At 66.8% G+C, this 14,911-nt stretch carries 15 protein-coding genes; 7 read left to right on the top strand and 8 right to left on the bottom strand.

Annotated elements, in window-relative coordinates; translation table 11 throughout:
* Positions 1-117 precede the first annotated feature (117 nt).
* Together KWG56_RS14530 and KWG56_RS14525 are read right to left on the bottom strand one after the other, a co-directional pair.
* Positions 118-1,278: an OmpA family protein gene (locus KWG56_RS14530; protein WP_219355317.1), complete on the bottom strand. Its 1,161-nt coding sequence runs from the start codon at positions 1,276-1,278 to the stop codon at positions 118-120.
* Between the two features lie 235 nt (positions 1,279-1,513).
* Positions 1,514-2,245 (bottom strand): glycosyltransferase family 2 protein, encoded by a 732-nt coding sequence (locus KWG56_RS14525; protein ID WP_201098655.1) that lies wholly within the window; start codon positions 2,243-2,245, stop codon positions 1,514-1,516.
* A gap of 75 nt (positions 2,246-2,320) precedes the next feature.
* Here KWG56_RS14525 and KWG56_RS14520 point away from each other — a divergent pair, with 75 nt between their 5' ends.
* The 3 genes from KWG56_RS14520 (at position 2,321) to KWG56_RS14510 (ending at position 5,438) form a co-directional block, all read left to right on the top strand.
* The gene (locus KWG56_RS14520) at positions 2,321-4,006 is read left to right on the top strand and encodes an ArnT family glycosyltransferase (protein WP_219352675.1); all 1,686 of its coding nucleotides are present in this window, start codon (positions 2,321-2,323) and stop codon (positions 4,004-4,006) included.
* Positions 4,003-4,917, top strand: coding sequence for a hydroxymethylglutaryl-CoA lyase (locus tag KWG56_RS14515; RefSeq protein ID WP_219352674.1), 915 nt, complete (start codon positions 4,003-4,005; stop codon positions 4,915-4,917). Before KWG56_RS14520 ends, KWG56_RS14515 begins: the two co-directional genes overlap by 4 nt.
* A 95-nt stretch (positions 4,918-5,012) precedes the next feature.
* Positions 5,013-5,438, top strand: a complete 426-nt coding sequence (locus tag KWG56_RS14510) for a hypothetical protein (protein WP_201098661.1) — start codon at positions 5,013-5,015, stop codon at positions 5,436-5,438.
* Positions 5,439-5,584: 146 nt separating this feature from the next.
* On the opposite strand, the gene KWG56_RS14505 is transcribed toward KWG56_RS14510, so the two are convergent.
* The 3 genes from KWG56_RS14505 to trhA all read right to left on the bottom strand — a co-directional run bounded on the left by KWG56_RS14505 (position 5,585) and on the right by trhA (position 7,399).
* On the bottom strand, positions 5,585-5,956 hold the full coding sequence (locus tag KWG56_RS14505; protein ID WP_244999529.1) for a hypothetical protein: 372 nt from the start codon (positions 5,954-5,956) through the stop codon (positions 5,585-5,587).
* The gene (gene phaR, locus KWG56_RS14500; protein WP_219352673.1) at positions 5,953-6,597 is read right to left on the bottom strand and encodes a polyhydroxyalkanoate synthesis repressor PhaR; all 645 of its coding nucleotides are present in this window, start codon (positions 6,595-6,597) and stop codon (positions 5,953-5,955) included. Before phaR ends, KWG56_RS14505 begins: the two co-directional genes overlap by 4 nt.
* Before the next feature lie 88 nt (positions 6,598-6,685).
* Positions 6,686-7,399 (bottom strand): PAQR family membrane homeostasis protein TrhA, encoded by a 714-nt coding sequence (gene trhA / locus KWG56_RS14495; RefSeq protein ID WP_219352672.1) that lies wholly within the window; start codon positions 7,397-7,399, stop codon positions 6,686-6,688.
* 161 nt (positions 7,400-7,560) lie between these two features.
* On the opposite strand from trhA, the gene KWG56_RS14490 reads away from it, so the two are divergent.
* Positions 7,561-8,736, top strand: a complete 1,176-nt coding sequence (locus tag KWG56_RS14490; protein WP_219352671.1) for an acetyl-CoA C-acetyltransferase — start codon at positions 7,561-7,563, stop codon at positions 8,734-8,736.
* Positions 8,737-8,906: 170 nt separating this feature from the next.
* Here the strand turns inward: KWG56_RS14490 and KWG56_RS14485 are convergent, their stop codons facing one another.
* On the bottom strand, positions 8,907-10,511 hold the full coding sequence (locus KWG56_RS14485; RefSeq protein ID WP_219352670.1) for a M20/M25/M40 family metallo-hydrolase: 1,605 nt from the start codon (positions 10,509-10,511) through the stop codon (positions 8,907-8,909).
* A gap of 314 nt (positions 10,512-10,825) precedes the next feature.
* Positions 10,826-11,803: a zinc metalloprotease HtpX gene (htpX, locus tag KWG56_RS14480; protein ID WP_219352669.1), complete on the bottom strand. Its 978-nt coding sequence runs from the start codon at positions 11,801-11,803 to the stop codon at positions 10,826-10,828.
* A gap of 50 nt (positions 11,804-11,853) precedes the next feature.
* Between htpX and KWG56_RS14475 the strand changes: the two genes are divergently transcribed.
* Positions 11,854-12,111 (top strand): DUF1674 domain-containing protein, encoded by a 258-nt coding sequence (locus KWG56_RS14475; protein ID WP_370874302.1) that lies wholly within the window; start codon positions 11,854-11,856, stop codon positions 12,109-12,111.
* A 103-nt stretch (positions 12,112-12,214) separates the two neighbouring features.
* Positions 12,215-13,405, top strand: coding sequence for a hypothetical protein (locus KWG56_RS14470; RefSeq protein ID WP_219352668.1), 1,191 nt, complete (start codon positions 12,215-12,217; stop codon positions 13,403-13,405).
* A 4-nt stretch (positions 13,406-13,409) separates the two neighbouring features.
* Here the strand turns inward: KWG56_RS14470 and pyrF are convergent, their stop codons facing one another.
* A complete protein-coding gene (gene pyrF, locus KWG56_RS14465) occupies positions 13,410-14,126 on the bottom strand; it encodes an orotidine-5'-phosphate decarboxylase (RefSeq protein WP_219352667.1) in 717 nt (238 codons plus the stop codon).
* A gap of 85 nt (positions 14,127-14,211) precedes the next feature.
* Here pyrF and KWG56_RS14460 point away from each other — a divergent pair, with 85 nt between their 5' ends.
* Complete coding sequence (locus KWG56_RS14460; RefSeq protein ID WP_219352666.1) at positions 14,212-14,907, top strand: MarC family protein; 696 nt, start codon at positions 14,212-14,214, stop codon at positions 14,905-14,907.
* Positions 14,908-14,911: the final 4 nt, after the last annotated feature.

Here is a 14,911-nt window from a genome sequence, read left to right as displayed (position 1 = left end):
AACTGGCAAAAAGAAACCGCCGACTTCGATGTGAAGTCGGCGGCTTTTATTCTTTGTACCAAACTTCGGCGTGTGGTTGGGGCTCGCACCGCTGTCGCGGAGCGAGCCCTTTCCGACTTAGAAGTTGATGTCGACCGTGGCGCGACGGTTGAGCGGTTCACGCACGCCGTCAGCCGTCGGCTTGGCCAGGTTGGTTTCACCCTTGCCGTCGAGGGCGATGACGCCGCCGTTGACGCCTTGAGCAACCAGAGCGTCGGCGACGGTGCGCGAACGACGGTTGGACAGGCCCAGGTTATAGGCTGCCGAACCCGAGGTGTCGGTGTAGCCGACGATCAGCACGCGGGTCGGGGCGCCCGACTTGGCGTAGTTGGCGGCTTGCGTCACGACCGAACGGGCTTCAGCCGTCAGGTCCGAGCGATCCCAGTCGAAGTAGACCACGAACTGACGCGCAGCCGGCTTCTGCACAACCGGCGGAGGCGGCGGAGGCGGCGGGGGCGGAGGGGGCGGCGGAGGCGGCGGCGGGGGAGGAGCAACCGGTGCTGCTTCTTCAGCGCCGAAGCTGTAGCGCAGACCCAGGGTCACGGTGTGAACCTGGTTGTAGTCGCCGTCCCAGGTGCCGAAGTTGGTGGCGCCGACGCCGGTGCCGACCGTCTTGGAATCCCACGACGCATCGCCCGTCAGGTAACGGTAGGTCAGGTCGATGTTGGCGCGTTCGCCAACGGCGTAGGACAGGCCGGCGATCGCTTGAGCGGCGAACTTGGTCGAGGTGTCGTCGGCTGCAAACGTGGCGCCGCGGTTGGCGCGCAGATTGCCGAGCGTGTCGATGTTGACGCGGTTCACACCGGCACCGAGACCGACGAAGGGACGAACGCCCCAAGCTGAGCCGCCGAAGTCATAGATGACATTGGCCATCAGGGTGGTCGACTGGATATCACCTTCCGGCGAATAGCAGCCGCCGGTGGCCGGCGTCAGGTTGCAGAGGCCCTGAGTGCCGGACACGGCGCGGATCTTGCCGATGTCGCCCGAGCGGTAGCCGCCTTCCAGTTCAACGCGCCAGTTGGGGTTGAAGCGGTAGCCGAGGCGGGCGAAGGCCGCCCAGCCCGGATTGACCTCGTACTTCCAGGTCGCGCCGGTCGTCGACGATTCAGCCTTGATGTCGTGGTCGAATTTGTAGCCGGCGTCGATCGCGCCGTACCAGCCGTTGGGTTCCGCCGAAGCGGCGCCGGCCGAAAGGGCCATGGCGGCTGCTGCGCTGGAGGCCAGCACAAGAGTCTTCATACGCATTGGGGGTATCCCTCCGCCTTGTTGATAAAAATGCGACGGGAAAACCGCCTAATAGTGGCTCATATCAGCGAAGCTGTAGAAGGTCGAGCCGCAAAGGGGTTTGCTGAACACTCTGAAATTTCAACCGTGACCTTGATGCTACAGGGAAAATCCCGAGAACGACGATGTGTCGCGGGTTTGGGGGTTCTCCTTAACGTTGTGTTAATGCAATCTATGGTGCCGGGCGGCGTCAGAATTCGGACACAGCCCCCGGTCGCCGAGAGCGCGACTTGAGCCAGATCACCCCCATCAGGTCCGACAGGGAGGCGCGCAGCCGTCCCCAGTTGGTGTATTTTGATCGTCCCGTTTCGCGGTGGCGATGTCCGACGTCGAGATACTGGTTTCGGTAGCCTTCGCGGATCACCAGGGCGGGCAGATAGCGGTGGATATGGTCGAAATAGGGAAGGCGCAGGAAGACGTCGCGGCGGAAGGCCTTCAGGCCGCAGCCGGTGTCGTCGGCGTCATCGTCCAGCAGGCGCTTGCGGATGCGGTTCGCCCAGAGCGAGGCCTGACGTTTCGCAGCGCTGTCCTGGCGTTTGGCGCGACGGCCGCCGATCAGGGCGACGTCGGCAGGGGCGGCGATCAGGGCGTCGACGAGACGGGGCGCGTCGATCGGCGGGTTTTGTCCGTCCCCGTCCAGGGTGACGATGATGGCGCCGCGCGCAGCGAGGACGCCGGTGCGCACGGCCCGGCTCTGACCGGCGTTGGAGCCATGCGCCAGCACCCGCAGCATGGGCAGTTCCGGCATGACGGCCTGCAGTTCGGCCAGGGTCGCGTCGCGGCTGGCGTCGTCGACGAAGATCATTTCGAAAGAGCGACCTGCGAAGGCTTCGGCGATTTCACGCGCCAAAGGCACGGCGGCCCCGGATTCGTCATGGACGGGGACGACGACGGAGATGTCGGGCGCGGATTCAACGGTCATGGCCGCTCCATAGCCGAGATGCGTCGCTTAGGGGAGACGGCTGACGACTGTGCGGGCGGCGTGTAAGGAAGCAGGATGAAGACGTTTGATCTTGATCGCCATGTCGCCGGTTGGCGCGGGCCCTTGTTTGCGGCCCTGCTGACGCTTGTCGCCGGACTGCCCAGTCTGCTGCTGATGCCGCCGCTGGACCGCGATGAGAGCCGATTCGCCCAGGCCACCGCCCAGATGCTGGAGAGCCACGACTATGTGGACATCCGCTTCCAGGACGAACCGCGCTGGAAGAAGCCGGTCGGCATCTATTGGCTGCAGGCCGCCGCCGTCTCCCTGACCTCGGATGTCGAGGATCGTGAGATAGCCCCCTATCGGATTCCGTCGCTGCTGGGCGCCATGCTGGCCGCCTGGGCCGTGGCCTGGGCGGGCGCGGCCTTGTTTGGGTCGCGTGTCGGCTTCCTGGGCGGGGCCATCATGGGGACCACCTTCCTGCTGTCGTCCGAGGCGGGAATCGCAAAAACCGACGCCATGCTGTGCGGGGCCACGACCCTGGCGATGGCGGCGCTGGCGCGCATCTATATGGCGACGAGAGCAGGCGAGAGACCTGTCCGCTTGCACAAGTTCCTGTTCTGGGCAGGCCTGGGCCTGTCGATCCTGATCAAGGGGCCGATCGGGTTTCTGGTCATCGCCCTGGCTGTCATCGCCCTGTCGATCTGGGATCGAAACATCAAATGGCTGGGGCGCCTGGGCTGGGGCTGGGGGCTGCCGCTGGTTGCGTTGATGGTCGGGCCCTGGGCCATCGCCATCACCATCGCCACGGACGGCGGTTTCTGGCGCGAGGCCATCGGCGGCGACCTGGCGCCCAAGATTGCGGGCGCCCATGAAAGTCATTCGGGTTTCCCCGGCATGTACCTGTTGCTGGCGCCCCTGCTGTTCTTCCCGTCCACGCTCCTGTTGCCCGCCGCCGTCTCGACGGGATGGAGCCGCCGGGAGGAACCGGCGATCCGCTTCCTGGTCTGCTGGCTGGTTCCCGGATGGCTGATGTTCGAACTGGCCCCGACCAAGCTGTGGCACTACACCCTGCCGACCTTTGGGGCCCTGGCCCTGCTGGCGGCGGCGGCCCTGGCGCGGCCCATCGGCAGGGTTTCGCGCATCACCGGCGCCGTCCTGGCGGTGTTCGCCGCCGTGCTGGTGATCGGCATCACCATCTACGGGCTGACGGTCTATGGCACTTCGACGGCCCAGACCTGGGCGGCGGTGACCGTGGTGACGACGCTGGCGGCGGCGGCCATCGGCGCCTTCCTGCTCTTGAACAAGGCGCCGGTCGCGGCCCTGATTTTGTCCCTGGCCTTCGGCGTCGTCGGTCACGCGTCGCTGGCGGGCACGATCCGTCAACTGCGTCCGTTGGCCATCGCGCCTCAACTGGAGCGGACGCTGGAGGCCGCCGACCTTCATCCCAGGCAGGGCCGCACGCCGGGACCCGTCGCCATCACCGGCTTCCATGAGCCCAGCTTCGTCTTCCTGACCGGGCGTGACACCGAACTGACCGACGCCCAGGGCGCGGCGGAGGCCCTGGCTGAGGGGCGTCCCGCCATTGTCGAGGCGCATGACGCCGACGCCTTCCGCGCCGCTGCTGGCCGGCTGGGCGTGTCGGGCCGGGCGGTCGGCGTGGTCAACGGCCACAACTATTCGTCGGGGGATGATGTCAGCCTGACCGTCTATGCGCCGCCGCCCCGCACGGCGGCTGTCCCGGAGGCGTCAGGACAATGAGCCGGTTCATCCAGATCGTCGAAGTCGGCCCGCGGGACGGGCTGCAGAACGAAAAGGCCGTGCTGGCGCCTGCTGTCCGCGCCGATCTGGTTCATCGACTTGAAGACGCGGGCGCCAAGCGTATCGAGGCCGTCTCCTTCGTCCACCCGAAATATGTGCCGCAAATGGCGGGCGCCGAAGAGGTGATGGCCGCCCTGCCGCATCAGGGCGGGCGTAGCCGCATCGGCCTGGTGCTGAACGCCAGGGGTTACGACCGCGCGCTGGCGACCGGGGTGGACGAGGTCAATGTCTCGATCTCGGCGACAGACGGCTTCGGCCTGAAGAACACCGGCCTGACGGCGAAACAGCAGCAGGAGATGCTGGCCGACATCATCGCCCGGCGGCACAATGCCCAGGCCTCAGAGGGGACGCCGTCCCTGACGGCCATGATCTCGTGCGTCTGGGGCTGCCCGTTCGATGGCGAGGTCTCGGTCGATCTGATCGCCGAACAGGTCGGGGTTCTGGGCGAACTGGGCGTCACTGAGATCGGGCTGGCGGACACCATTGGCGTCGCCGATCCCTGGGCCGTGACGCGGGTGGTCGAGGCGGCGAAGAAGGCGGCGCCCGATGCGGTGCTGCGGTTGCATTTCCACGATACGCGCAACACTGGACTGGCCAACGCCTATGCGGGCGTCCAGGCGGGGATCAGCGTGCTGGACGCCTCGGTCGGCGGCATCGGCGGCTGTCCGTTCGCGCCCGGCGCCACCGGCAATATCGCCACCGAAGACCTGGTCTATATGCTGGAGCGCGGCGGGTATCAGACCGACTATGATCTGGACGCCCTGATCGCAACGGCGCGCTGGATCGGCGAGGCTATCGGCAGGCCTGCCCCCTCGGCGCTGAGCCGGGCAGGCGGATTTCCCAAAGTCTGAGGCCGATTTCCGCCGTGCTTGGCGGACTGGATCAAACGGCGCTATCTAAAACCACAGGCGGGATGCGGCGTCATCCGGCCTGAGAAGGACCCATTATGCTGATCGCCATTCCCCTGCTGTTGATCCCGGTGGTGCTCTACAACATCGTCGTGCTGTTCGGCGGGTCCAGCACGGGCGGCATGGCCGAGGCGGACGCCATCCTGCGCGATCCGCTGTTCTCGATCCCCATGACCTCGGGGGCGCTGTGGAATGTGGGGTCGGGGGACCTGATTCTGCTGCTGGGCCTGGTGCTGCTGTTCTTCGAACTGATCAAGTCGACCTCCAGCCAGAGGGTCGCCATCATCAATCACGCCCTGTCGATGATCCTGTTCATCGTGGTGCTGGTGGAGTTCCTGCTGCTGCGCGGCTTCGCCACCTCGACCTTCTTCCTGATCGTGATGATGATCCTGCTGGATGTATTGGCCGGGTTCATCGTGACCATCATCTCATCGCGCAAGGACTTCGACTTCGGCGGGCATTGAGGCGCCCGGCCCTTACGAAAAGGCCGTGAAGATCAGGGCCACGACGGCGACGTCGAAAACCTTGGCGGCGATGCTGAGTGCGGCGGGCATGGGCTGATCCGGGAAAGGCGTCTTGGCCCTTCACCAGCAAACTCCGTGCCGCAGGATCAGATTTCGGTGCGGGTCGTGCGGCCGGCGCGCGGGCGACGTTCGGCGGCCCCGGAATATTCGGTCTCCAGATAGGCGGAGCGGGCGGCGTCCAGCACGGGCGCCCCGCCGCGCAGGCCGCGCTTCTGGCCCGCCTGACCCATCTGCTGGGCGACGAAGGCGGCGGCGCCGGGTTCGACCGCCGGATGGACGGCAGCTCTTGCCGGGCTTTTCATGTCCGGCGCGGCGTCCGCATCCGGGCTGTCGGAGGGGCTGGCGGGCGTGTCGCTGACGACTGAGGCGGCGGCCTTGCGGCGTTCGCGCTCACGCCGTTCGCCTTCGCGACGGTCCACGCCCTCCATGCCGCCGACAGCTCGGATGGGGTCCGTCATTTCGTTTCGGGCTTTGCGCCCGCCAGTTTCTCGATCTGTGCGCGCATCTCGTCCATCTGACGCCGCATCTCGTCCAGCCCGTCAGAGGCTTCGGGCTTCTTCGCCGCCGGTTCGGGTTCAGCAGAGGCCGGGGCGGGCGCCGCTGTAGGCTCCGCCCGCGTGAAGCCAAAGCCGGGGAACATCTGCAGGGCGCGTTCGAACATGGCCATGTTCGCGCGCGCCGCCTCCTCCATCAGGGTCGCGCCGGAGCCTGTGCCGAAGGCGCGGCCGATCTGGCTGGCGAACTGTTCCTGCTGTTTGCTGAAGTTGGACAGGGACATCTCCAGATAGGAGGGCAGGACGCCCTGCATCTGGCCGCCGTAGAAACCGATCAGCTGGCGCAGGAACTGCACCGGCAGCAGGGCCTCGCCCCGGCTTTCCTCCTCGAAGATGATCTGGGTCAGAATCTGACGGGTCAGATCATCGTTGGACTTGGCGTCATAGACAACAAACTCGGCGCCCTCCCGCACCATTGTGGCGAGATCCTCAAGCGTCACATAGGCGCTGGTGCGCGTGTTGTAGAGCCTGCGGTTCGCATACTTCTTGATGACGATCACATCCGGATCGCCTGGTTTTCCACCCTTGGTCTTTTCGTCAGCCACGCTTGTTCTCGCGATGTTGCAACGCGTCACTATCCCCCTATGCGGACAGAAGCGCCAGTGCGCACAAGGGGATGTGACCGAATGGCGTTCAGTGGCTCATCGCCGGGGCCAGGACCACGCCGACCAGCACCGCCGCCCAGTGGACGCTGGCGCCGGTGACGACGAACCCATGCCAGATGGCGCGGCGGTATTTCACCCGTGGACTGATGAAGACGAAGACGCCCGCCGTATAGATCAGGCCGCCGATGACCAGCAGGGCCAGGGCGATGGGATGGACCGTCTCGACCATCGGTTTCAGGGCCGCGACCGCCAGCCAGCCGAAGACGATATAGACGCCGCTCCAGAACCGGTCGGAGATCCGCGGGGCGAACAGCTTCACGGCGGCGCCGGTGAAGGCCAGGGTCCAGATCAGGGCGGTGAAGCCGACCGACCACAGGCCCTCGAACCTCTGGGTCGTGAAGGGGGTGTAGCTGCCTGCGATCATCAGGAAGATGGCCGCTTCGTCCAGCCGCCGCAGCACGGGCCGCGCCGCACAGGGATTGGTCCAGTTGTAGAGGGTCGAGACCGTCAGCATCCCGACCAGGCACAGGGCGTAGATGGCCGTGGACAGCACGCCGCCGACGCCCGCGTACACGCCCGCAAGCCCGGCCAGGATGACGCCGCCGACCGCCGCCAGCATCAGGCCCACCCCATGGACCCACAGATCGGCCAGGCGTTCGGCGCGCGTCTGATAGTGCTCGATCATGTCCAGTTCGTCCGGCGTGCAGACGTGGGTGATGATGCGTTTCAACGTGCCAAGCATGGCCGTTTCAATCCTTGGACCACCTCAATCGTTCCCGTCACAATGCGCCGATAGGGTGTCAAATGACTGAATCCGCCCTTGCCGACATCGCCGCAGGTGACGAAGTCTTCGCAATGCGGCAAAACGGCCACGCAGAGTTATTCGTCAGAGAGTGAAATCCCATGACCGAAGTTGTCATCGTCTCCGCCGCCCGCACGCCGGTCGGTTCCTTCCTGGGCGGCCTGGCGTCGCTGCCGGCGTCCAAGCTGGGCGAGATCGCCATCAAGGCGGCGCTGGAGCGCGCCAGCGTATCCGGCGATGACGTTGATGAGGTGATCCTGGGCCATGTGCTGCAGGCGGCCGCTGGTCAGGGACCGGCGCGTCAGGCCGCCGTCGGCGCGGGCGTACGCAAGGAGGCCGCCGCCTGGAGCATCAACCAGATCTGCGGCTCGGGCCTGCGCGCGGTGGCCATCGCCGCACAGCAGATCGCCCTGGGCGATGCTAAGATCGTCGTCGCAGGCGGCCAGGAAAGCATGAGCCAAGCGCCGCACGCCCAGCAACTGCGCGCCGGTCACAAGATGGGCGACGTCAGCTTCACCGACATCATGATCAAGGACGGTCTGTGGGACGCCTTCAACGGCTATCACATGGGCCAGACCGCCGAGAACATCGCCGACAAATGGTCGATCAGCCGCGAAGCCCAGGACGCGTTCGCCGTCGCCAGCCAGCACAAGGCCGAGGCCGCGCAGAAGGCGGGCCGGTTCGCCGATGAGATCACGCCTGTCGTCATCCCCGGCAAGAAGGGCGACGTGACGGTCGATCAGGACGAATACATCCGCCACGGCGCGACCCTCGAGGCCATGCAGAAGCTGCGTCCCGCCTTCACCAAGGACGGCAGCGTCACCGCCGCCAATGCGTCCGGCCTGAACGACGGCGCGGCGGCCCTGGTGCTGATGAGCGGCGATGAAGCCAAGGCGCGCGGTCTGGAGCCGCTGGCCCGCATCGCCTCCTACGCCACGGCGGGCGTCGATCCGTCGATCATGGGCACGGGGCCGATCCCGGCGTCGAAGAAGGCGCTGGAGAAGGCGGGCTGGAGCGTCGCCGACCTCGATCTGGTCGAATCCAATGAAGCCTTCGCCGCCCAGAGCCTGTGCGTGGTCAAGGAGCTGGGCCTCGACCCGGACAAGGTGAACGTCAACGGCGGCGCCATCGCCATCGGCCACCCCATCGGCGCCTCGGGCGCGCGCATCCTGACGACCCTGCTGTTCGAAATGAAGCGGTCGGGCGCCAGGAAGGGTCTGGCGACCCTGTGCATCGGCGGCGGCATGGGCGTGGCGATGTGCGTGGAGCGGGCGTGATCTGAACCGCTTCCTTCTCCCGGTGGGAGAAGGTGGCCGGGCGAAGCCCGGTCGGATGAGGGACGGACATGAGGCTGTCGCCCAGTCCGTCCCCTCACCCTTTCGCACCAGAACGACGGCCGCGCCGCCGTGTGCTCAAGCCCTCTCCCGCCGGGAGAGGGCGATCGGCATCAGTCCGCCCGGTATTCGAACGGATCGGTCGGGGTCGGCTCGGTCGGCAGCGGCATGCGCGGCAGGGGGGCGTCGCGGTTGGCGGCGTTCAGCAGGAAGCTGGCCAGGATGATGGCCGCCTGACGCAGGTCTTCGGCCTTCAGGTGGTCATAGCTGTCGATGCTGGTGTGGTGCAGGCGGCTGGAATAGTCGAGCGGATCCTGGATGAACTGATATCCGGGAATGCCCACCGTCTGCATATAGACGTGGTCGGTGCCGCCCGCCGGACGCAGCGACACGGTGGTCGCGCCCATGCTGGCGAAGGGCGCCAGCCATTCCTGGAAGATCGGGGCGGCGGCCACATTGCCCTCGGCGTTGATGCCCCGGATCTTGCCCGAGCCGTTGTCCAGATTGAAATAGGCGACCAGATCCTTGTGCCCCGCGCGCGGCTGGACCGGCCAGCGCGTGCGCCAGGTCCGGTTGTTCGGCAGATTGGCCAGGGCCGGATCATTGGAAGGCGCGCGCGTCGCAAGATGCTGATCGACATAGGCCAGCGAGCCCAGAATGCCCTGCTCCTCGCCGTTCCACAGGGCGAAGCGGATAGTGCGTTTGGGCTGGACGCCCAGGGTCTTCAGGATGCGCGCGGCCTCCATGACCACGGCGCTGCCCGCCGCATTGTCCACCGCGCCGTCGGAGGCGACCCAGCTGTCCAGGTGGGCACCGGCCATGACGTATTCCGTGCCGCGCGCCGTGCCGGGAATATCGGCCAGGATGTTGTAGGCGTTGACGTCCTCGTCATGGAACTGGACTTCGCTGTTCAGCTCCAGCGTCGGCGGAGTGTCGGTCAGGGCCAGACGCGCCAGACGGCGATAGTCCTCAGCCGCCAGCTCCAGACCCGCCAGCTTGGGCGTGGCGCCGACCTGATAGGTGTAGCCCGTGCCGTGCAGCAGGCCGCCGTCACGTTGTGAGATGCGCACCCAGGCCAGGGCGCCCTGTTCGACCAGGAAGGCGTCCAGCTTGGCGGCGAAGTCGGCGGTCTCCAGCTGGCGCTGGATCGCGGCGGGCGAATATTGGGGCTGGACGTAGGCGTTGCGGTCGGCCAGTTCGGCGGCGGTCAGACGGCGGAAGGCCGGTTCCGTCGGCTCGGAGCCTGTGCCGGGCAGGGACACCATGACGATCTTGCCTGACAGCTGGCCGCGCCATTTGTCGAAGTCCTCGACCTTGGACAGCGGGGCCACGACGACGCCTGCGCTGATGGTCCCGTTGGTTGAGGGCGTCCAGGCCACGGGAATGACCCGCAGATCCAGCGGACGGGGCGCCGTCATCCGGGCGCTGGCGCGGACGATGGACCAGCCGCGGCCGAACTCGAAGCCCTCGGCCCGGACATTGGACAGGCCATAGCTGCGGAACTGCGCCTGCGCCCACTGTTCGGCCTGACGCATCTGGGGCGAGTTGGTCATCCGCCCGCCGATCCGGTCGGTCAGATAGGCGGCGTTCTGCATCACCTGGCTGTGGTTCAGCCCCTGGTCGATGATGTTGTTGACAGCGACCCGGTCAACGGATTGGGCCATGACCGGCGTGGCCAGCAAAGCGGCGGCGGAGACAAAGGCGAGCAGGCGCGACATTCAGAAAACAGACCCCATGATTCAGATGGGCGGCATCTGACGCGATGACGCGGCTTTTCGCAAACCTGTCAGGTGTGGCGAACCGCCCCGGTCGGATGGTCAATCTGTTGCGAGCTTAAATCCAGAGCCGATAAGCACCCGTGCAGAGCCGTCATTCCGGGGCGTCCGAAGGACGAACCCCGGAACACAGAAGGCGTGCATCCGGTGTCGAATGCGTCCAGCCGAGCGAATGCGGCCCTGGGTCCCGGGTTCTTCGCTTCGCTCACCGCCGGAATGACGAGTCGGGAGATAGGTTCCCAGCGCCAAGTTTGGCGTCAGCCCCACGGCCCCTTGCGAGACGGGGATGACGGGGGCGTGGTCGGCACGCCGGTCGCGAACCCGGCGGCAGGGCGCGGCTGGATCGGCTCCGGCGCAGGCTGGTTTGCGCGGGGCCGCATCCCCATCTTGGCGCCCAGCTCCATCAGGGCGCGCACCCGGTTGCCGGTCGCCGGGTGGGTCGAGAACAGATTGTCGGCGCCGCGTCCCGCCAATGGATTGATGATGAACAGCTGGCCCGAGGCCGGATTGCGCTCGGCTGTCGGATTGTGGATCCGCTTGGCGTAGGCCTCGATCTTCTGCAGCGCCGAGGCCAGGGCCTGCGGATCGCCCGCGATCTCGGCGCCGACGCGGTCGGCCTCATATTCGCGGCTGCGGCTGATGGCCATCTGCACCAGGCCCGCCGCCATGGGCGCCAGGATCATCAGGGCCAGGGTCCCGATCATGCCGCCGGGACGCTCACGGTCATTGCCGCCGAAGAACAGGGCGAAGTTGGCCAGGGCGGCGATGGCGCCCGCGATGGTCGCCGTCACCGTCATGGTCAGGGTGTCGCGGTTCTTCACATGGGCCAGTTCGTGGGCCATCACCCCGCGCACCTCTTCACGCGTCAGCATGTCCAGCAGGCCGGTGGTGGCGCAGACGGCGGCGTTCTGGGGATTGCGGCCGGTGGCGAAGGCGTTGGGCTGGTCGCTGGGGATGATGGCGACCTGGGGCTGGGGCATTCCGGCGTCGTGGGCCATCTGGCGCACATCGGCGACATAGTTCCTGACGACCGCATTGGGATGCTGCTCGTCCACCGGCTGGGCCTTGTACATTTTCAGCACGATCTTGTCGGCGTTCCAGTAGCTGAACAGGTTCATGCCCCCCGCGAACAGCAGGGCGACGCCCATGCCGGTCGGGCCGCCGATCAGGTAACCGATCCCCATAAACAGGGCGGTCATGACGGCCAGGAGAATGAAGGTCTTCAGATGGTTCATCGCATCGCCTATTTGATCTCACGATGCCCAGCCCTCAAGAGAGCCGCCCTGTGACCGAAGATCACGCCCCCCACGCCGCCTCGACAGAGGCCGATATCGAACCGGCAGCGGCATTCAACGCCGATGTGCCCCACGCCACGCCTGAGCGCCCGCTGAGCGATGTCGCGCGCCAGGCCTTGCTGGAGGCGGCGGAGCGGCGCGCGGCTGAGACGGCCCTGCAGTCTGATCCCGAATACGGCGGCCCGACCGGGCCGGAGCCCACGCGTTACGGCGACTGGGAGAAGAAGGGTCTGGCGGTCGATTTCTGAGGCCGGATGATGAAAAGGCCGCTGCGGCGGCCAAATCCTAACAAAAGATGACCGACAGGCGCCGGTCTTGCCAGTGAGGGGACAACTCAGAGGAGTCTGTCCCGTGACGATACAGTCTATGATCATGGCCGCGTCGGCGGCGCTATTGCTCTCAGCCGCGCCTGCCCTGGCCGGCGGCCCTGGCGGAGGAGGCGGCGGTTGCGGCGGCGGCTGCGGCGGCGGTCACCACGGCGGCGGCAACTACAACCGCAACTACAACGCCAATCACAACGTCAATGTGAACCACAATGCTGCGAGCAACTATTCGCGCAGCTATTCGGCGATCAATGTCCGCGGCTATTCCAACACCTCCAGCTTCCAGCGCGGCTATGTCGGCGGCGGAACCGTCTATTCGGGCGGCGGCGGCTATTCCGACGGCTATTGGGGCGGCGGCGCCAACTATGTGTCCGCGCCGGTGAACTTCGTCGGACCGGCGCCGGTCAGCGCGCCGATGGGCTATCCGGTCTATGGGCTGGGCCGCGACTACATCGGCTGGCGTCCTTACGCTCCGCAGCGCCCGGTCGACTGTAACTGCAGCCCGCGTCCTGCGCCCTATCCTGACCGTTATGTGCAGGCCGCGCCGGTTCAGGTCGCGCCGCAACGCATCTATGTGGCGCCGTCGCAGGTGAACTTCGCCCCGCCGCAGATCGAAATGGCCCCGCCCGCCTATATCGAACAGCCGCCGATCTATATTCAGGCCCCGCCGGTCAATATCGGTCCGCAGCGGGTTCAGGTTGCAGGCGGCCGCGTGAACCTGTCCGCGCCTCAGGTCGATGTGGCGCCGCCGGTCTATGTCGATCAGGCCCCGGTCTATGTGCAGTCGCCCGACGTCAACGTCGGCCCGCAGCGGGTCCAGGTCGCGCCCGGCCGCGTGAACCTGTCCGCCCCGCAGGTGGACGTGGCCCCGCCGGTCTATGTCGATCAGTCGCCGGTCTATGTGCAGTCGTCAGACGTCAATGTCGGCCCGCAACGGGTTCAGGTCGCGCCCGGTCGTGTGAACCTGGCTCCGCCGCAGGTGGACGTGGCCCCGCCGACCTATGTCGGTCAGGCCCCGGTCTATGTGCAGTCGTCGGACGTCAATGTCGCCCCGTCGCAGATCTATGTGGCGCCGCCGCAGGTGAACACGGCGCCGCCCCAGTATCAGCACCAGGAGCCGCAGGGCTATTACGGCGACCTGCCGCCGCCGGACCATGTCGCGCCGCAGGCTCCGCGCCCACGCCACGGCTATGCCCAGGAGCCGGGCGAACGCGGCTGATCGATCAGATCAGCGCAATGCTCTCGGCGACCGCCAGGGCCGCCGCGCGCGGATCGGCCGCCGCCGTGATCGGGCGGCCGATCACCAGATGGGTCGCCCCCGCCAGAAGCGCCGTCTCCGGCGTGGCGGCCCGCGCCTGATCATCCAGCGCCGCGCCCGAGGGGCGCACGCCGGGGGTCACGATAAGAAAGTCATCGCGGCCCGCCAGGGTCGCGATTTCCTTTACCCGCGCCGCCTCGTGGGGGCTGGAGACGACGCCGTCGATTCCGGCCTCCAGCGCCTGGCGTACGCGCAGCTCCACCAGTTCGGCGGGGGACAGGCTATGGGCGTCGGCGGCCAGATCATCCGCCGTCAGGCTGGTCAGGACGGTGACGCCCAGAACCTTCAGGTTCGACCCGGCGACGCCGCGCGCCGCCGCCGCCATGACCTGGGGCCGGGCATGGACGGTCAGCAGGTCGCATCCCGCATCGGCCAGACTGGCCGCCGCCTTCTCCACCGTCGCGCCGATGTCGTGCAGCTTCCAGTCCAGGAAGACCTTGCGGCCCTCGGCCTTCAGGTCGCGGGCCAATTCCATGCCGCCCGTGGCGAACAGTTGCAGACCGATCTTGTAGAAACCGACCGCATCCTGAATCTGGCTGACCAGGGCCGCAGCCTGGGCCGTTGTCGGCACGTCCAGCGCGCAGATGATCCGTTCATCGGGCTTGCGATTGGGTTGGGTCATCGACGGACTCGCGTTGAGCGGCTATGCCGGAACACTTGGGGTGCGTCGGCGGAGCGGCGTAACGATTAATGGGCGAGGTGAGGCGATGAACGCGGTCGATCTGGGTGTCAACCTGTTCGTGACCCTGTTTGCTCTGCTGGACCCGATCGGCAATCTGCCGATCTTCGCCGCCGCGACGGCGGGGGCCACGCTGCGCCAGCGGATTTCGGTCTCGGCGCTGATCTGCGCCTTTGCGGCCATCTTCCTGGCCTTCTTCCTGTTCACGGGCCTGGGCCTGCTGCAGTTCTTCGGCATTTCGCTGGCCGCCTTCCGTATCGCGGGGGGCATCCTGCTGCTGTTCCTGGGTCTGGACATGGCGCGCGGCGACTTCCTGGCCATGTTCGCCGACAAGGACGCCCTCACCGACGCCAAAGATGTGCGCGGCTATGCCCGTCGGCGGTTCCAGCGTCTGGTCGTGCCCTTCGCCATTCCGCTGATGATCGGGCCCGGCGCCATCTCGGCGGTCATCATCCAGGCGGGCGAGGCGGCCAAGCTGGGCTATGCGGGGACCATGGGCTCTCTGGCGGCCATCGCCGCCGCTTGCGCCGTCTCCTTCGTCTGTTTCGCCCTGACCGGTTCGCTGAGCCGCCTGCTGGGCGAGGTCGGCATGGCGATCATCGTCAAGGTTCTGGGCCTGATCCTCTGCGCTCTGGCCATCCAGTTCATCCTGCTGGGTCTGGGCGAGGCCATTCCGGGGATGATCTCGGGCGCGGTGACCACGCCCTATCCGGCGGCCAGCTAGGCGA

Origin of the sequence: Brevundimonas nasdae (assembly GCF_019395145.1) — a bacterium.
GTDB lineage: Bacteria > Pseudomonadota > Alphaproteobacteria > Caulobacterales > Caulobacteraceae > Brevundimonas > Brevundimonas nasdae.
This window is presented reverse-complemented; position numbering and strand designations above follow the sequence as displayed.